14 protein-coding genes are annotated in these 18,421 nt (G+C 44.7%); 12 read left to right on the top strand and 2 right to left on the bottom strand.

Annotated features, from left to right (window positions below):
* The first annotated feature begins 48 nt into the window (after positions 1-48).
* From ED312_RS11900 to rodA, 7 genes are all read left to right on the top strand, one after another.
* The gene (locus ED312_RS11900) at positions 49-1,470 is read left to right on the top strand and encodes a hypothetical protein (RefSeq protein WP_123216239.1); all 1,422 of its coding nucleotides are present in this window, start codon (positions 49-51) and stop codon (positions 1,468-1,470) included.
* 528 nt (positions 1,471-1,998) lie between these two features.
* Positions 1,999-3,525, top strand: a complete 1,527-nt coding sequence (purH, locus tag ED312_RS11895; protein ID WP_123216238.1) for a bifunctional phosphoribosylaminoimidazolecarboxamide formyltransferase/IMP cyclohydrolase — start codon at positions 1,999-2,001, stop codon at positions 3,523-3,525.
* A gap of 184 nt (positions 3,526-3,709) precedes the next feature.
* A complete protein-coding gene (locus ED312_RS11890; protein WP_123216237.1) occupies positions 3,710-4,738 on the top strand; it encodes a rod shape-determining protein in 1,029 nt (342 codons plus the stop codon).
* Between the two features lie 10 nt (positions 4,739-4,748).
* Entirely contained in the window at positions 4,749-5,579 is an 831-nt protein-coding gene (mreC, locus tag ED312_RS11885) for a rod shape-determining protein MreC (protein WP_123216236.1), read from the top strand.
* Positions 5,572-6,081 (top strand): rod shape-determining protein MreD, encoded by a 510-nt coding sequence (locus ED312_RS11880; protein ID WP_123216235.1) that lies wholly within the window; start codon positions 5,572-5,574, stop codon positions 6,079-6,081. Before mreC ends, ED312_RS11880 begins: the two co-directional genes overlap by 8 nt.
* Positions 6,078-7,940: a penicillin-binding protein 2 gene (gene mrdA, locus ED312_RS11875; RefSeq protein ID WP_123216234.1), complete on the top strand. Its 1,863-nt coding sequence runs from the start codon at positions 6,078-6,080 to the stop codon at positions 7,938-7,940. Before ED312_RS11880 ends, mrdA begins: the two co-directional genes overlap by 4 nt.
* Positions 7,933-9,237, top strand: coding sequence for a rod shape-determining protein RodA (gene rodA, locus ED312_RS11870; RefSeq protein WP_123216233.1), 1,305 nt, complete (start codon positions 7,933-7,935; stop codon positions 9,235-9,237). Before mrdA ends, rodA begins: the two co-directional genes overlap by 8 nt.
* Before the next feature lie 322 nt (positions 9,238-9,559).
* Here the strand turns inward: rodA and ED312_RS11865 are convergent, their stop codons facing one another.
* Complete coding sequence (locus tag ED312_RS11865; RefSeq protein ID WP_123216232.1) at positions 9,560-11,695, bottom strand: carboxy terminal-processing peptidase; 2,136 nt, start codon at positions 11,693-11,695, stop codon at positions 9,560-9,562.
* 382 nt (positions 11,696-12,077) lie between these two features.
* On the opposite strand from ED312_RS11865, the gene surE reads away from it, so the two are divergent.
* The 5 genes from surE to ED312_RS11840 all read left to right on the top strand — a co-directional run bounded on the left by surE (position 12,078) and on the right by ED312_RS11840 (position 17,053).
* The gene (gene surE, locus ED312_RS11860) at positions 12,078-12,854 is read left to right on the top strand and encodes a 5'/3'-nucleotidase SurE (RefSeq protein ID WP_123216279.1); all 777 of its coding nucleotides are present in this window, start codon (positions 12,078-12,080) and stop codon (positions 12,852-12,854) included.
* A complete protein-coding gene (locus tag ED312_RS11855; RefSeq protein WP_123216231.1) occupies positions 12,847-13,128 on the top strand; it encodes a hypothetical protein in 282 nt (93 codons plus the stop codon). Before surE ends, ED312_RS11855 begins: the two co-directional genes overlap by 8 nt.
* Positions 13,129-13,222: 94 nt before the next feature.
* On the top strand, positions 13,223-14,344 hold the full coding sequence (lpxB, locus tag ED312_RS11850; RefSeq protein ID WP_123216230.1) for a lipid-A-disaccharide synthase: 1,122 nt from the start codon (positions 13,223-13,225) through the stop codon (positions 14,342-14,344).
* A gap of 134 nt (positions 14,345-14,478) precedes the next feature.
* Entirely contained in the window at positions 14,479-14,973 is a 495-nt protein-coding gene (locus tag ED312_RS11845; RefSeq protein ID WP_240643090.1) for a C40 family peptidase, read from the top strand.
* A gap of 40 nt (positions 14,974-15,013) precedes the next feature.
* Positions 15,014-17,053 (top strand): ComEC/Rec2 family competence protein, encoded by a 2,040-nt coding sequence (locus ED312_RS11840; protein ID WP_170164503.1) that lies wholly within the window; start codon positions 15,014-15,016, stop codon positions 17,051-17,053.
* 3 nt (positions 17,054-17,056) lie between these two features.
* Here ED312_RS11840 and ED312_RS11835 read toward each other — a convergent pair whose 3' ends face one another.
* The gene (locus tag ED312_RS11835; protein WP_123216227.1) at positions 17,057-18,421 is read right to left on the bottom strand and encodes a peptide MFS transporter; all 1,365 of its coding nucleotides are present in this window, start codon (positions 18,419-18,421) and stop codon (positions 17,057-17,059) included.

Below are 18,421 nucleotides of genomic sequence, written 5' to 3'. Positions count from 1 at the left end.
TTTTCAACAGATCCAAGAGACAAATATCCTGTAAACTCCAAATTTATCATGAGCAGCTACTTACCGGAAAAGGTATTTACCATATGCACTCACAATACGGCAAGCGGTTATGGAAAATTATTGACCAATCCGGATGCAAGAGGGCAATTTACCGTACTTTTCAAGTCTAAGGGCAAACCTTTGCTCACCGAAGTCGATAAAAAACTGGACGGGCAGTTCTCCTGCAAAACAGGCTGGAGCAGTGGTGTGGGTACTGCGGCGTTCGGCGCCGGTGTTGTAGCCGGGTTGGCTGTTGCCGCCACTGTGGCTACCGTACCTGTAGCAGGATGGATCATCGGAGGCGCCATTGCCCTGGGCTGCCTCGCTTACGGCCTTTTCCAGATGTTCAAGCCCAAGCCCACCTGCAGTGAGATGATCGGCTACCAGGAATCGTCCTGGATAAACCCGCATCCTTCCGTTACTTTCGACGGTCATGCCGCCGTGACCAAGCAATCCATGATACAATGCAAGGAAGGAGGGTTCCTTCTTCCGTTCATCAGTGAGTCCGCGGCCGCTTCTGCTGCAGAACAAATAAGTTCCCAAAACAAAAAGGAGATTACCATGATCGGAGTAGGCTCCTTCATCGGCGGTATGACCATAGGATTTACAGGAGGCACTTCGGGTGTTATAGGGATAGGAAAATCCCTGATGTGGGGATCCCTGTTTTCCGCTGCCATATACCAGCCCGCAACTGATATACAGACATTAATGATACGCGAGGGATATGAAGATGATACCAACCCGTACTACGATGACATGACAGGAGGAAGCCCCGGTCTTGCAGATATTATAACTCCCGCTGCACCCTTACCCGGGCCCGCACAGGAATTACTGACAGAATTTACTCCTCTGAACGACCAAGGTACAGCCCCCGGCTGGAACCTGAAAACTCCCTATGACCGTATTCAAAAAATCCGCACACACCTGGCGGAACAACGAAGAAACCTGCTGGGAGTCAGGGGATCTGAAAGAATGATAGCAGGATTAAACGCCCAGATTGCCGAAATAGACCGGGCCATTCAAATAGGAAAGGAAAATGGATTTTCCAGAAATAATAATCCCGCAGCAGCGAAAGTGTTTGACAATGCCCGGAGCGGAAAATACGGAAATGAGGTACGAAGTATCTTCACCAATAACAGCGGCAACGGGCGTGGAATGAACCGGGGAAGTAACTATCAAAGCGCCAGGGAAAACCTTCGGCAAAGTCAGAGCATGCAAAACAGGCAAAATGCGCTTTCGCAATACCAGTCCGGTGCCAGCACTAATCGTACCAATATCATGACTCATGGTGGTATGGCCGGCGTAAGTATCGTAGGATTGGTTCTTCCCTTTTTCACCAACGCTGTCAGTGAAGGAACTTTGCAAATAGCCGCTGAGGCAGCTGCGGAAGACATGGCAAACGGCATCAGTATTATGGCAAAACAACATTGATCCCTGTCGTATTTGCGAGGAGATTAAAAAAGTTTTGGCATACATACCTGCCGCATAAGGTAACACACTATATTACCAGTTCTTATATTAACGGATACTGCTCCCGGTACCCTGTAACAGACCGGCAACCCCGTCCGGATAAAATGAGCGATTTTTTCGCTTCATTAAGATGCTGCACTAAACTATTGGGTTTCGGGCCTGAAACGGAGAACGGCAAAACCTGTCCTGCCCTGTTATCTCCAAAGGCAGGAGAATAAATCACAGGCTCCACCATTACATAAATTCATTTTCCCCGGTACTTTTCAAACATTTTTCCCTGTGACGATCAAATCATTGCCACAAAAAAACTACTTTTGCAGTCAAATTAAGCCGTTTTGTTTTAATCCGGCATCCGGTCGGGATGTTTTTTGCTTATTTTATGGTTTTTACCGGGCATACCCCGGGTATAAAAGAGGGATTCCATAAAAAATTCGGAACATTCCGGCTATCATTTTTTCGAAATACATCAAGAGTTAACAACACAGCAGTATGAGTACCACAAAAAAAGCTACATCCGCTTTAATTTCTGTTTTCAGTAAAGAAGGTCTGGAGCCCATTATTCAAAAACTAAATGATCTCGGCATTACCATTTATTCCACCGGGGGTACGGAAAAATTTATCCGCGACCTTGGTGTAAATGTTGTTCCCGTAGAAGATGTAACCGGCTACCCTTCTATTCTGGGAGGCAGGGTTAAAACACTACATCCTAAAGTATTTGGCGGTATACTCAACCGACAGGACAATGAAACGGACCAGACAGAGCTGACATCTTACGAAATCCCCCAGATAGATATTGTTATTGTAGACCTCTACCCGTTCGAAAAGACCGTAGCCAACGGTGCCTCTGAACAGGACATTATCGAAAAAATAGACATAGGCGGTATTTCCCTGATACGGGCTGCCGCAAAAAATTTCAAGGATGTGCTCTGTGTTGCATCTATGGAAGACTACGGCGACTTTTTAAATGTCATTTCCGAAGATAACGGCAATACCACATTGGCAGATCGTAAACGTTTTGCAGCAAAAGCATTTAACGTTTCTTCGCACTACGATACGGCCATATTTAATTATTTTAATGAAGAAGAATTGGTTTTCAAGGCCAGCGAAACAAAAGGACAGGAACTCCGTTACGGAGAGAACCCGCATCAGAAAGGTTATTTCTTCGGTGATCTGGATGCCATGTTCGACAAGCTCCACGGCAAGGAACTGTCATATAACAACCTCCTGGACGTGGATGCCGCCGTTAACCTTATGGATGAGTTTCAGGGAGACGCCCCCACTTTTGCTATTTTAAAACACAATAATGCCTGTGGTGTGGCTACCCGAAATACATTAAAGGAAGCTTATCGAGATGCTCTTGCAGGAGACCCTGTTTCCGCCTTTGGCGGTATTCTTATTGCCAATACCGAAATAGACACGGAGACTGCCAGTGAAATCAGCAGCCTCTTCTGCGAGGTGGTTATAGCGCCCTCATATTCCGAAGAAGCCCTGGAGATACTCAAACAGAAAAAAAATCGTATCATTCTCGTCCAAAAAGATGCCGAACTGGCGAAAAAGCAGGTCAGAACCTGCCTGAACGGACTCCTGGTACAGGAAAAAAATGCCAAAACGGATACGCTTGAAGATTTAACTTACCAGACAAACAATAAACCCACGGATAAAGAGTTAGAAGATTTGCTCTTTGCTTCGAAAATATGTAAACACACCAAATCCAACACCATTGTCCTGGCCAAGAACCGCCAGCTTTGTGCCAGTGGCACAGGTCAGACCAGCAGGGTAGATGCCCTCAGGCAGGCCATTGAAAAAGCCGGATCTTTTGAATTTGACCTCCACGGAGCTGTTATGGCCAGTGATGCTTTTTTCCCGTTTCCCGATTGTGTGGAAATAGCGGACAAAGCCGGTATAAAAGCTGTGATACAACCGGGAGGATCTATAAAAGACCAGCTGAGCATAGACTATTGCAATGAGCACGAAATAGCTATGGTATTTACAGGAACACGACATTTTAAACACTAATTACACCCTGTTATTCGTTATAAAGCGAAGATTGCCCGGAATGCATTCCGGGCAATTCCGGTCCCGCAGAATACTTTATAAGGTCTAAGGGGACAAAATGTGCCAAAGTATTGTTACATTTGAATGGTGTCTGCTTGGTAATAACCGCTTTAAAACGAACGAACTGACTAATTAATTCGAATACATGGGATTTTTTGACTTTTTAACAGAGGAAATCGCAATGGACCTCGGTACGGCAAATACGCTGATTATCCATAATGACAAAGTTGTTGTGGACAGCCCCTCTATAGTTGCCAGAGACCGGATATCGGGAAAAATTATAGCTGTAGGTCAGGAGGCCAACCTGATGCAGGGAAAAACCCATGAAAATATCAAAACCATACGCCCGCTGAAAGACGGCGTCATTGCCGACTTCGATGCTTCGGAAAAAATGATAAACATGTTCATTAAGAACATTCCGGCATTGAAGCGCAAATTATTTCAACCGGCCTTACGCATGGTTATCTGCATTCCCTCGGGTATAACCGAAGTGGAAATGCGGGCGGTAAAAGAATCTGCGGAAAGGGTAAACGGCAAAGAAGTCTTCCTCATCCACGAACCTATGGCTGCCGCTATAGGTATCGGTATTGACATTATGGAACCCAAGGGGAATATGATCGTGGATATAGGAGGGGGTACTACCGAAATTGCAGTAATAGCTCTCGGTGGTATTGTCTGTGATAAATCCGTAAAAATAGCGGGGGACGTATTTACCAATGACATTGTATACTACATGCGTACACAGCACAACCTATATGTAGGTGAAGCAACTGCAGAGAACATCAAGATACAAATTGGCTCCGCTACCGAAGACCTGGAAACCCCGCCGGAAGAAATGAGCGTGCAGGGACGGGACCTTCTGACCGGAAAGCCAAAACAGGTACAGGTTTCTTACCGGGAAATTGCCAAGGCGCTGGACAAGTCCATTCTTCGTATTGAAGATGCCGTAATGGAAACATTATCGCAGACCCCGCCCGAACTTGCTGCGGACATATATAATACCGGAATATATCTGGCCGGAGGCGGTTCTATGCTGAGAGGACTGGACAAAAGGCTCTCCCAGAAAACGGATTTGCCCGTATATATTGCCGAAGACCCGCTTCGTGCTGTCGTAAGAGGTACCGGAATAGCCCTGAAAAATATCGGAAGATTTAAAAGTATCCTGGTAAGATAGGTAGAATGCTATGCAAAACATAATTAATTTTTTTTTAAAGAACAGGTTCTTCTTTCTTTTCTTTGTTTTGCTGTCATTTTCCCTGTTTCTGACTATCCAGTCGCACAGTTACCACAAAAGCAAGTTCATCAATTCTGCCAACTGGATTACCGGTGGTATCTATGAGACCGCAAGCAACATATCGGGTTACTTCGGACTAAAAGGGTATAACCGGCAACTGGTAGAAGAGAACAAACGACTTCGTCTTTTACTGTTCAACAAGGCACATCCCTATCCCGATTCCATTCCGAACGACTCCACATTGCTTCCGGAAAACCCCCGCTATATCGTGCGGGATGCATCCGTTATAAAAAACAGTTACCACTCCCCTAAAAATTACCTCACCATAGACCAGGGTGAAGGTGATGGCATTGCACAGGATATGGGAGTTATCACTTCGGACGGTATTGTGGGGATTATCAATAACACCTCCCGTCATTACGCAACGGTACAATCTGTTTTAAATACGCTTACCCGTATCAATGCCCAACTTAAAAGTACGAACCATTTCGGTACGCTACAATGGGACGGGACATCGGAAAATACCGTTCAACTCATTGATATTTCCCGTATAGCACCGTTGAAAGTGGGAGATACGATAATCACGGGAGGCATGTCTACCATATTTCCCAAAGGGATTCCTATAGGGACCATAAAGGATTTTGCACTGGATGTTTCCGAGAATTACTATATTATCAATGTGCAACTCTTTAATGATATGACCAACCTGGGCCATGTGTATGTCATTGAAAACACCAATAAGGAAGAAATACTTGAATTAGAGCAATCGGTAAATGAATAACAATACGTTGGCAAACGGCATAAGGTTTATAGTATTGGTACTGGTACAGGTACTCATATGCAACCATATCCATTTCCTTGGATATATAAATCCTTATATATACGTATTATTTATTCTGCTCTATCCCCTTAAAAATGAAAACCGGGCTCTTTTCCTGTTCCTCGCGTTCCTTATAGGCCTGTGTGTCGATATTTTCAGTGACAGTGGCGGGATTCATGCGGCTTCATCGCTTTGCATTGCCTATATACGGCCGGTAGTATTACGCTTTTCTTTCGGAAGTGCCTATGAGTATCAAACCCTGAAAATAAACAACACCAATCTCGGACAGCGGTTCATGTACCTGTTTATTATGATTTTAACACATCATATCATACTTTTTTCCTTAGAGATTTTTAGCTTTACACATATACTTACAACCTTGAAAAAAACGTTATTATCCGGAGCCTTTACCCTGGTACTTTGTTTTTTGTTCATCCCGTTGTTCAGGACTAAAAATCAATGAGAAAACTATTACTTTCATCCATTATTATCTTTGTTGCCCTTATCTACATAGGAAGGCTTTCCTATTTACAGTTAATATGGGGAAATAAGGACAGTCCGCTCAATGACACTGCCATAAAACAGGTTTTCGATTATCCCGAGCGCGGATATATCTATGACCGTAACGGAAAACTACTGGTCGCAAACCAGCCCTCATATGACGTTATGATTATCCCCAGGGAAGTCACCCCGCTGGATACTCTTGAATTCTGTTCTTTACTGAATATTACCAAGGAAGATTTTACCCGGAAGTACGATAAGGCCTATGTCTATTCTCCCCGACTTCCATCGGTATTTGTGCCGCAGCTTTCCAAGGAAGAATATGCCGCCCTCCAGGAAAAAATGCATAAATACGAGGGATTTTATATTCAAAAGCGTTCCCTGCGCCATTACCAGACAGACCACGGGGCCAATATCTTCGGATATATCCGTGAAGTAAGCGAATACGACCTGAGAAACAATCCCAACTACCAATCGGGAGAACTCATTGGCATACAAGGTGTGGAAGAATACTACGAGGATGTCCTTCGTGGAAAAAAAGGAGTAAAATACATTCAGAAGGACCGTTTTAACCGGGATATAGGCCCGTACAAAAACGGCTCTTACGACACCCTTCCGGAGCAGGGTAAAGACATACAGCTAACTATTGATATAGACCTTCAGACCTACGGGGAAGAACTGATGGTCAACAAACGGGGGGGGATTGTTGCGCTTGATCCGGCAACCGGGGAGATTCTCGCCCTGGTAACCGCACCGAGTTACGATCCTTCCCTGCTCGTAGGAAGGCAGCGCTCCAAAAATTACACACAGTTGTATTACGACTCCATTGCCAATCCGCTTTATGACCGCAGCCTGCTGGCCATGTACCCCCCCGGTTCGCCCTTTAAGGCCCTCAATGCCCTTGCTGCGCTGCAGGAAGGTGTGATAGATCCTTCTACACGGTTGACCTGCCAAAACGGTTATTATTACAAGGGAAGGAGGCTCATGGGCTGCCATTGCGGAGGCGGTTCCAGGGACCTTGTCCGTGGGGTGGCACTCTCCTGTAACGGTTATTTTGCCAATGTATATCGTCGTATAATAGACAAATACCCGACCTCAGCCGAGGGAATGACAGCGTGGGAAAAACACATGAACAGCTTTGGTCTCGGCGATTATCTGGGGTATGACCTGCCCATCGGCAAGGCCGGCCGGATACCGAATGCCGACATTTATAACCGTATGTATGGCAAACACCGGTGGTATTCCACCACCAACCTGTCCAATGCCATCGGACAGGGAGAAATACTCACCACCCCTATTCAGCTTGCCAATATTACCGCCGTTATTGCCAATAAGGGTCATTATTATACCCCTCATATCCTGAAAAAGGTGGAAAACCAACCCATATCGGACAAAAATTTTACGGAGAAAAAATATGCTACCATAGATTCAAAATACTTTGGCCCCGTCATAGAAGGAATGGCCGAAGTGTACAGAAACGGTACGGCAAGGTCCTTCCAGGTACCAGGTATTGAAATAGCGGGTAAAACCGGTACGGCGGAGAACTTCACCCGTATAGACGGCAAAAGGACGCAACTGACAGACCATTCTATCTTTGTTGCTTTTGCCCCGGTGGAAAACCCCAAAATAGCTATTGCGGTCTTTGTAGAAAACGGATATTGGGGATCCAGATACGCAGGCCCCATCGCCTCAATCATGATCGAAAAATACCTCAAGGGAGAAGTAACAAGAAAAGATTTGGAAAAACGCATGCTCGAAGCAAGTTTGCAAGAAGAATACGCTAAACCATACAGCGGTAAACCTTTTAGGATCAATGAATAATTCCTTTATACGTAAAATAGACTGGTTGACCGTAATTTTATACTTTCTCCTGGTGTTCATAGGCTGGGTCAACATTTATTCCAGCAGTATTACCGAAGGTACCGGCTCCTCTGTGTTCGATTTTTCCACATATTACGGAAAACAACTTACATTTATAGGGCTTAGCAGTATATTCATAACGCTTATCCTGGCCATAGATGCCAAGTTCTACCAAAAATTCTCCGGAATTATTTATTTGCTTTCCGTAGGGTCACTCGCCGGGGTTTTTATCTTCGGCAAGACCATTGCCGGGCAGACGGCATGGTACGATCTGGGATTCATGAGCATACAACCGGCCGAATTTGCCAAAACGGGGACCGCCCTGGCATTGGCCGAATACCTGAGTGATTCCCAGACCAATATCAAATACCTGAAATACCAGTTAAAGGCTTTCCTCATCATTGTCCTCCCTATATTTTTTATCCTTTTGCAGCCTGACCCGGGTAGTGCAATGGTATTTCTCGCCTTTCTGCCTGTAATGTACCGTGAAGGACTTCCATCCATATACCTCCTTTCCGGTCTGGGCCTCGTTACTCTATTTGTAACCACGCTTGTTTTCGGGGCTATAGGTGTGTGTGTAGCAGTTTTTCTTTTTCTCACCCTGTATTACCTGTGGAGAAAGAGAAAAAAGAAGATGGTCTCCGTCCTCCCGTTCATTACTCTCCTGCTCATTACCATAGTCATAACCTCCAGCGTGAGGTTTACTTTCGATAATGTTTTTAAACAACATCATCGCGATCGGATAAACCTGTGGCTAAAACTCGAACATGACCCTGAAAAGCTGAGGGAGATCAGAAAATCAATAGGATATAATACGTACCAGTCGGAATCTGCCATATCTTCCGGCGGTTTCTCCGGAAAAGGGTTCCTCGAAGGCACCCGTACCAAAGGCGGTTTTGTACCGGAACAACATACTGATTACATTTTTAGTACCGTGGGAGAAGAATGGGGATTTATTGGCAGTACTGCGGTGATACTCCTGTTTACCTTTCTGCTGTTGCGCCTTTTGTTCCTGGCAGAGCGGCAGAAATCCAAATTCAGCCGTATATACGGTTATAGTGTGGCGGCTATTCTCTTTTTCCACTTTATGATAAACATCGGTATGGTTATAGGGTTGCTCCCTACCGTGGGTATCCCCCTGCCGTTCTTTAGTTATGGAGGCTCCGGCCTCTGGGCCTTTACACTCCTTCTATTTGTCTTTGTAAAGCTGGATGCTAACCAGATCAACGAATGGGAGGATCTCACAGAACTCCGTTAGGAAACAGTTTTCGGGACTGTTCAGCTTGAAGATTTGAATGATTACATAAAACTAACCGGACAGGACAGGCACAGGAGATAACCACTGCGTATGGTTCTGTATAATATCCTTTTTATCCGCCGTCATAAAATTGTTCCAATACTAGAAAGTAAAAAATATCTTTCAACAATTCTGATGGCAGGCTTTAAGATATTTGAGATAAACAGCATATACTCCTTCCTTCAGTTTGGTAAATTTAAACTGTCGAATAATAAAAAACCCCGGAAGTTCCGGGGCTTTATATTATTTTAACCGGCTATCAATCCGGTTTATTTCTTCCATATCAGTCACGGATATTAGCCACTCTTTTCTTTACCTGGCCTGCCTGCAGGTCTTCGAGAACATGCAGTGCTTCTTCTACGTATACATCTTTGGCCAGGTTTTCATGCCAGCGCTCACGCTTATCGCGTAAAACCGTATCCTTGGCTATCAAGCTTTCCTCGTAAGGCAGAGACCGGAAAGTAAGATCGGTTTTATAATCAGAAAGGACATCGAAACGTTTGGCCACTTCTTCATCTTTATTTATCGCTTTCCTGTATGCTTCATAATTCAGCGGATATCTATTTTCATCCTGTTTTTTCTTCACCCATCGTGCATTATCGTCAATAAGGGCGAGCTGCTCATTCTTGCTCATTCTTTCCTTACTTTGTTTGAGGGCGTATTCATAGTTCACATAACCATCCCACGTCTTGTAATCGGCAGGGTCTATTTTGTCCCATGGCAACGGGTTTTCCTGATCTTTTTCTCCTATATCAATATAGCTATACCTGTCCGGTACGGTTATATCGCTTTTTACACCTTCCAGCTGTGTGGAACCTCCATTGATACGATAGAACTTCTGCGTGGTAATTTTAAGCGCCCCGACATCTCCAAAATCATTTTTCTGCCCCAGGAACTGGTTTAAGTCCACTACATTCTGCACCGTACCCTTTCCATATGTCTGTTTGCTACCTATAATTACCGCCCTTTTATAGTCCTGCATTGCTGCTGCCAGTATTTCGGAAGCCGAGGCTGATAATTCATTGACAAGAATTACCAATGGCCCGTCCCATTGCACACGCTCATCCGTATCGGAGAGAACTTCTTTTCTCTTGCCGGAAGATTTCACCTGTACTATGGGGCCTTTCTCTATAAAGAACCCGGCCATATCCACAACAGTCTTCAGAGAACCTCCGCCATTACCCCGGAGGTCCAGGATCAGTCCTTCCATTCCCTGTTCTTTAAGCCTTTCTATTTCCTTTTCTACATCCGATGCCGCATTACGGTCGTCGTAGTTATCAAAATCAATATAGAATTTAGGCAGGTTAATGATACCAAATGTCTTACCGTCCTTTTCCACGGTAGAGGATTTTGCATACGACTCTTCCAGTTCCACAACATCGCGAATAATAGAGATCACTTCTGTGGTACCGTCCACTTTCTTCAGTGTAAGTCTTACTTCCGAACCTTTAGGCCCCTTGATAAGTTTTACAGCATCGTCAAGACGCATACCGATAACATCTACCGGTTCTTCATCGCCCTGTGCCACACGCACTATCTCATCTCCTACTTCTATCTTATTACCTCTCCATGCAGGGCCTCCGGAAATCACTTCCACGATCTTGATCCTGTCATTCTTTCTTTGCAGCCTTGCCCCGATGCCTTCGAATTTTCCGGACATACTGGTGTCGAAACGATCTTTTTCCTCCGGGCCGAAATAATAGGTATGCGGGTCAAATTCCGTCACAATAGCATTGAGATACATCACAAACCAGTCTTTGCGCTCCAGGTCGTCTATCAGGTCATAAAATTCATCCTGCATTTTTTTTGTCGATTCCCTTGCTTCCTTCTCCAGTTCTGTTTCGGACTTCATGTTATACCCGGCATCCTCTTCTTTTTTGTTTTCTTCGTCTTCCAGCCTAGTCACATAACCGGAAAGTGTGGAAAATTTCAGATATTTCTTCCACCTGTCCCTGAGCTCCTCTTTGGAAGAAGCAAAGGGCAGGTTCTCATAATCCATGTTGATGTCTTCATCTTCGGAAAAGTCAAAAGGTTTTTCGAGTATCTCTTTATATATTTCCTGTCCTTCTCCCATACGCTTTACCAGGCGCTGCTGCACCAGGTCAAAAAAGGTAATTTCCGAATCGCGTATCTGATCGTCAATTTGGTCGCGATATACTTCAAATTCCTCAATATCAGATTTGAGGAAATAGCGTTTGGAAGGATCCAGCATTGAAATATACTGGTCGAAGACCTTTCCGGAAAAGGTATCGTCCATATCTTTAGGATCGTAATGACCTTTTTCCAATACATAGGAAATAAGCTGTATGAGAAGCTTATCTTTATCCGGGTTATCGAATGTCTTATTCGTATTCGTAAAACTACAGGAGGCCACCGATATTAACAGTGCCGCCAGTACATACACAAAATTTCTTTTCATCTGTCAACTTTTTTTGAATTCCGGAACGCAAATCAAACCGAACTTACAGGGGACCTCTCCACAATTATCTTTTCCTCCCCGGGAAACCTGTTTCCCTTTCGCAGAAATGAACGGCAAATCCCATAGCGTTCGTCCCGGTTATTTCTTTGGAACCTCTAAATTACTGAAAAAACCATGCCAGTTAGCTACAATGATACTAATTTTTTGTTAAACGGATAACGCCGGGACCGGATAGCGGTTTTGTTCCCTCCCGTTTTACTTTCCCGAAGAAGCCGAAAGTGAAAAAAATCCCGGGAACGAGAGCCTTAAAAAAGTAACGGTAAGTTTAAAATGGGCCAAAAGATAAATGCTTATTTTAGCAACATATTTTAACAAAAATTCAATGAAGAAAAGACCCCTGATATTGGTAACCAACGATGATGGTATAGCCGCACCCGGCATAAGAGCACTCATAGAGGTTATGAAAGAAATAGGAGACGTTATAGTTGTGGCCCCCGACAACCGGCAATCCGGAAAGGGACATGCAGTTACCATAGATGCCACCCTTTTCTACAACAGGATCAATATAGACGACCAGGTCACAGAAGAATACAGTTGTTCGGGCACCCCTGTAGATTGTATAAAACTGGCGGTGAACGAAATACTGAAAAAGAAACCTGATATTTGTGTGAGTGGCATCAACCACGGTTCCAATTCCTCCGTAAATGTCATTTATTCCGGCACGATGAGTGCGGCAGTAGAAGCCGGTATTGAAGGTATCCCGGCCATAGGCTTTTCACTGTGCGATTATTCCTGGGATGCCGATTTTGAAACTATCAAGGAACACGTGAAGACCATCACCGTAAATACCCTGAAAAACGGTCTGCCCGAAGGGGTGGTATTGAACGTCAATTTCCCGAAACTGAAAAAAGAAGAGATCAAAGGCATAAAAATATGTCGCCAGGCCAATGCGAGATGGGTCGAAGAATTCGATAAACGCACGAACCCGCAGGGCCGGGAATATTTCTGGCTTACCGGGAAGTTCATCAATTCGGACAAAGGAGAAGATACGGACGAATGGGCATTGGCCAACGGTTACATTTCCATAGTCCCCGTGCAGTTTGACCTTACTGCCCACCATGCCATACAAACCTTAAACACCTGGGAACTGAATGATTAAAAAAGAAATAGCCATAGGTTTTGCCGTGGGGATCATAGCCAATATATTCGGTTCCCTGCTTTATATATTGCTCTTTTCAAAGGCGGGAATCGAGCAGACATTAAAAGATGCCTTTCAGGTAGGTCATTTTGGCAGTATACTGGCACTCGGAGCATTGCTCAACCTGGCGGCATTCTTCGGTTTTTTAAAAATAAGGCGGGACCACAGGGCAAAGGGCGTATTACTGGCCACTATTTTCACGGCTGTAATAACCCTTATCTATAAAATATCCTGAGGGCAGTGAAGCAATATTAGCCGGACGGTAAAGGGTAAAGAAATAAAAATATATAAAACGGTCTGCGCCGCAGCATTAAAAAAAGATCAGTCAAATGAAATATTACATCATTGCCGGGGAGGCTTCGGGCGACCTTCATGCCTCCAACCTTATGAAAGCACTGAAGGAACAGGACCCGAACGCGGTTTTTCGCTTTTGGGGAGGGGACCTGATGCAGGCTGTGGGCGGTACTTTGGTCAGGCATTACAAAGATCTGGCCTTTATGGGCTTTGCTGAAGTTCTGATGAACATCAGGACTATTTTTAAAAACATCGCCTTTTGTAAAAAAGACATTGCCTCTTTTGCTCCCGATGTCATTATTTTTGTGGACTACCCTGGGTTTAACATGCGGATCGCCAAATGGGCGAAAGCAGCAGGATATCCGACTCATTACTATATTTCCCCGCAGTTATGGGCCTGGAAGGAAAACAGGATAAAAGCCATTAAAAAGGACATTGACCAGATGTATGTCATCCTTCCTTTCGAAAAGGATTTTTATGAAAAAAAACACCAGTATCCGGTGCATTTCGTCGGGCACCCGCTTATTGATGCCATAGCTCAGTATCCCAAGGTAAACGAATCGGAATTTCGGCAAATACACAACCTGGACCCGGAAAAACCTATCATTGCCCTGTTACCCGGAAGCCGGAAACAGGAAATACGGAAAATGCTTTCCGTAATGCTTGAAATGCCTCTCTTGTTCCCTGACTACCAGTTTGTCATTGCCGGAGCGCCCGGACAGGATGCCGAGTTTTATCATCCTTTTATTAAAAATTCCGGTACAAGCCTTATCCGCAACAAAACATATAACCTGTTGAGCGTTGCCACGGCTGCCCTCGTCACCAGTGGCACGGCGACATTGGAAACAGCCTTGTTTAAAGTCCCGGAAATCGTATGTTATAAAGGCAACTGGTTTTCTTATCAGATCGCAAAAAGGATCATCACATTAAAATTCATTTCCCTGGTTAACCTTGTCATGGACAAAGAAGTTGTTACGGAACTTATTCAGGGAGAACTCAACCGCCATCGCCTGAGAGAAGAGCTTGCAAAAATCCTGGACGGCAAAAAACGCCAACAGATATTCAGTGATTATCACGACCTGGAAAAAAAACTGGGAGGAAGAGGAGCAAGCAGGCAGGCTGCCCGTCTTATAATTTCCGCCATTCAAAATACCTAGTTTAACATCCCGGCTGACGGAGGAAACACTTTTTTTATTATTTTAGCCTAAACCAGTTTCTGTTCATGCGGCGAACTTATTTTACTATTTGTCTGCTTTTATCCCTCTGCGCGTGTAAATCCAAAAAAACGGTTTTGGAGACACCCAGATCTGTTACTATTGAAGGGGCATCACCCAACCGGACTATAAATGTAGAAGCATGGCCGGATAGTGAATCTACTGATCCCCCTCCTCCTGCCAAAAGTAATGCCCGTGCAAAAAAGATTATAGAAACCGCCATTTCCTACAACGGTACCAAATACAAATACGGAGGTACTACCCGGAAGGGCATGGACTGTTCCGGCCTGGTATATACTTCTTTCCAGGAGCACGACATAGCATTGCAACGCGCTTCTTACATGATGGCTACACAAGGTGAAAAAATTAAACTCAAAGAAGTCCGTAAAGGAGACCTCCTCTTCTTTAAAACCGGAAGAAAGAACAGAATAAACCATGTAGGCCTGGTAGTGGACATAAAAGGTCAGGACATCCGTTTTATCCACTCCACCACCTCCAGGGGGGTCCTTATCTCGTCCCTGAAAGAAGGATACTGGGACCACGCTTTTATCGAGGCCAGGCGCGTCTTGTAACACATCCCCATTATCTTGCATGTTTTTTGTATTTTTAAACATGCAATTACGGAATTCGAATATTTTAAAATTGCTGGTTTTCCTGATAGCCGGGATATTAGCGGGTTTTTACACTGCAATTCCCCGTACAATTATATATATTTCAATAGCTGTCCTCTTACCGCTTTTCTGCCTGTCCTATTATTACTCTTCCCGCCCGGGATTCCCCTATGCCCGGTATTTCGGCATCATTTCTTTCTGTCTTACCTTTGGTATCGGTGTATTGGTAGCGAGTTGGGACAAGCCCGGGTTTAGAACAGATCATTATACATGCTATACGACCAAAGGAGAAGATGAGATCCTTTTTACTCCCCGGAAAACATTGAAACCGAATACCTACTCCTACAGGTATATTGCCAGCATCAGGAAAGTCAACGGGTTTAAAACTTCGGGAAAAGTCATTCTTTACCTCAGCCGTGACAGTACGGCAAAAGAACTGGTTACGGGGAACGAATATTATACAAAAACGGCTTTCCTGGATATCCCGCCACCCCGTAACCCTCATCAGTTCCACTACAAAAATTATCTGCGAAAACAATATATATACCACAGCCTATCCTTAAAATCAGAAGAATTATACCACGTAGCCGGGTCGGGGGAAAACCTGTATGCTTATGCGGAACTGATACGGGATAATATAGTAAAAGCCCTGGAGCAATATCATTTTCCGGCAGAATCCGTAGCGATGATCCAGGCCCTTTTGCTGGGACAGAAACAGGATATCCCCGAAGACATATACGAACACTATGCTGCTGCGGGGGCCGTACATATCCTGGCGGTATCCGGCCTTCATGTAGGTATTATCCTTTTTATACTGCATTTTCTGCTACATCCTCTCCGGCGGTTGAAATACGGCCATATTTTCAGTTTAATACTCACTCTTTCTTCGTTATGGGCCTTTGCCTTTATTGCCGGAATGTCAGCGTCCGTGGTACGGGCCGTATGCATGTTCTCGTTTGTCGCTTTAGCTATGCAGCTCAGGCGGAACACAAATATTGATAATGTATTGCTGGTCTCCATGTTTTTCCTTCTTCTTATAAACCCCGGTTTTCTACTGGATGTAGGGTTTCAACTCAGTTATGCGGCTGTCTTTGCTATTATATGGATACAGCCTTTATTATACGCGTGGTGGAAACCGAAATGGAAAGTGACGGACTTCTTCTGGAAACTGGCCACGGTGTCCCTGGCAGCACAATTAGGTGTTTTACCTTTGAGCCTGTATTACTTTCACCAGTTTCCGGGGTTATTCTTCCTCTCCAACCTCCTTATTGTCCCGGCCCTTGGCATTATCCTGGGCGGGGGGATTTTTGTCATAGCCCTTGCCCTTTTCCAAAGTCTTCCCTCATTTCTTGCCGAGGCCTATGCCTTCGTTATTATCTCCATGAACCGCCTGGTGACCTGGATAGCGAGGCAGGAAAGCTTCATTTTTCGTGATATTTTCTTCGACGGCAAATTGCTCGTATCATTTTACCTGTTCCTCATATTCCTCTTTTTATGTCTTCAGAAAATTACCTTCCGGAGGGGGGCGGCATTACTGCTATCCGTCCTTTGCATACAATTGTCCGTTTTTTATAACCGTTATGAGGCCTCTGCCCGGGAGCAATGGGTTATCTTTCACAAAAGCCGGGATACGCGTATTGCCCGGCAGTACGGAAAAGGACTGACCGTATATGCTCCTGCTCCGGAAAATAATATAGCCGATGATGGTATGATACGTACCTATGCGGTATCGGAAAGAATAGATCGTATAAAAACAGAAAATATACAAAACCTTTATAATATATATGGGAAACGTTTATTGTACATTAATAGTGAAAAAATCCCCCTTATACCGGAACTGAAGCCCCATTACATACTCCTGGGAAATTCGCCCGGGATCAACCTGGAAAGAGTTATACAGGCTTACCGTCCGGAAATGATCATAGCGGATGGCAGTAACTATATATCTTACATCCGGCAATGGCAGGCAACCTGTAAAAAAGAAAAACTCCCTTTTCACAGCACATATGAAAAGGGAGCTTATATTTTTCGTGAGAATTAGTTTTTACACTTCAGCCACAACAGCACCTTCTCCGTCCTCGGCACCATGAGTAAGCCTTTTTAATGGTTTCAATAACAGAATTACCACAATGCCGATTAAGGTCCATATGATCATAATTCCGGTAAACACCTCAAAATCTCCCAAAGACTGGGCCAGGACACCCAGTTTACTTGCCGCATAATTACCAAAACCGGTAGCCGCCCAGTACAGTCCCATTATTATAGAAGCATATTTTAAAGGGGCCAGTTTGGTAATAAAAGAAAGGGAGACCGGCGATGCGCATAATTCTCCTATGGTGTGAAAGAGGTACGCCAGTATCAGCCAGTACATAGCAGAAGAACCGGTATTCTGGTATTCTGTTGCTGCGGCGCTCATAAAGCCAAAACCAAGCGCCATAACAATTATCCCCACCGCCATTTTGAACAGGGAAGAAGATTCCCGTCCCTTACGTCTCCATTTCAGCCAGAACAGCCCTACCAGGGTTGCCAGTGTTATGATAAAGAAAGAGTTGACCGACTGAAAAACGGAAGCAGGAATTACGCCCAATCCAAAGAAATTCCGGTCTGTCTTTTGCTGGGCATACAGGTTCATCAATCCTCCGGCCTGCTCAAATGCAGCCCAGAAAAGTATGATAAGCAGAAAGGAAAGCAATAATACCTTTACCCTGTCCTTTTCTACGGATGTAAGCGGTTTTTCAAGTATTTCCCTGTCCTTTTCGTTCTTTACGGATATAAGGTCCCCCACTCCCTTGAGGTATTTTTGTCCCCATACATATACTATCTGCCCCAGGAACATTCCTATAGCAGCCAGGCCGAATCCGTAGTGCCAGTTTATTTTTTCTCCTACATATCCGCAAATGATAGGCGCAGTAAAGCCCCCTATGTTTATCCCCATATAAAAGATATAGAAACCCAGATCCCTTCGTTCGTCCTTTGGTTTATACAGCCCCCCTACCATAGAGGAAATATTGGGCTTGAGGCAGCCTACTCCCAGTATTATGAAGAAGCAGCCCACATAAAAAGATATTTCGGAATTAAGCGCCAGGATAGCATGTCCTACGCATAGCAACGCCCCACCGAGCATCACGGTTTTTTTTTGCCCGAGCACCCTGTCTGCTAGCCAGCCTCCGGGAATAGACGATACATAGACCAACATGGTATACCATCCGTACAATGAAAGTGCCTCTCCGTTAGTCCAACCAAAACCGGGATTTTTGGAAGTGGTTTCGGCTACCAGGAACAGGGTGAACAATGCCCGCATACCATAGTAACTGAAACGTTCCCACATTTCTGTAAAAAATAAGATGTACAATCCCGCCGGATGCCCGAACAGTTCCCTCTGATGTGCTGGTTTGGATGTTATTGCCAT

Origin of the sequence: Sinomicrobium pectinilyticum (assembly GCF_003725735.1) — a bacterium.
Lineage (GTDB): Bacteria > Bacteroidota > Bacteroidia > Flavobacteriales > Flavobacteriaceae > Sinomicrobium > Sinomicrobium pectinilyticum.
The sequence above is the reverse complement of the archived record's forward strand: the minus strand, read 5'-3'. Positions and strand labels throughout refer to the sequence as shown.

Coding starts and splice junctions, on each gene's coding strand:
- ED312_RS11900 (WP_123216239.1), top strand. CDS start 49: ATGAGCAGCTACTTACCGGAAAAGGTATTTACCATATGCACTCACAAT.
- purH (WP_123216238.1), top strand. CDS start 1,999: ATGAGTACCACAAAAAAAGCTACATCCGCTTTAATTTCTGTTTTCAGT.
- ED312_RS11890 (WP_123216237.1), top strand. CDS start 3,710: ATGGGATTTTTTGACTTTTTAACAGAGGAAATCGCAATGGACCTCGGT.
- mreC (WP_123216236.1), top strand. CDS start 4,749: ATGCAAAACATAATTAATTTTTTTTTAAAGAACAGGTTCTTCTTTCTT.
- ED312_RS11880 (WP_123216235.1), top strand. CDS start 5,572: ATGAATAACAATACGTTGGCAAACGGCATAAGGTTTATAGTATTGGTA.
- mrdA (WP_123216234.1), top strand. CDS start 6,078: ATGAGAAAACTATTACTTTCATCCATTATTATCTTTGTTGCCCTTATC.
- rodA (WP_123216233.1), top strand. CDS start 7,933: ATGAATAATTCCTTTATACGTAAAATAGACTGGTTGACCGTAATTTTA.
- ED312_RS11865 (WP_123216232.1), bottom strand. CDS start 11,695: ATGAAAAGAAATTTTGTGTATGTACTGGCGGCACTGTTAATATCGGTG.
- surE (WP_123216279.1), top strand. CDS start 12,078: ATGAAGAAAAGACCCCTGATATTGGTAACCAACGATGATGGTATAGCC.
- ED312_RS11855 (WP_123216231.1), top strand. CDS start 12,847: ATGATTAAAAAAGAAATAGCCATAGGTTTTGCCGTGGGGATCATAGCC.
- lpxB (WP_123216230.1), top strand. CDS start 13,223: ATGAAATATTACATCATTGCCGGGGAGGCTTCGGGCGACCTTCATGCC.
- ED312_RS11840 (WP_170164503.1), top strand. CDS start 15,014: ATGCAATTACGGAATTCGAATATTTTAAAATTGCTGGTTTTCCTGATA.
- ED312_RS11835 (WP_123216227.1), bottom strand. CDS start 18,421: ATGGCAATAACATCCAAACCAGCACATCAGAGGGAACTGTTCGGGCAT.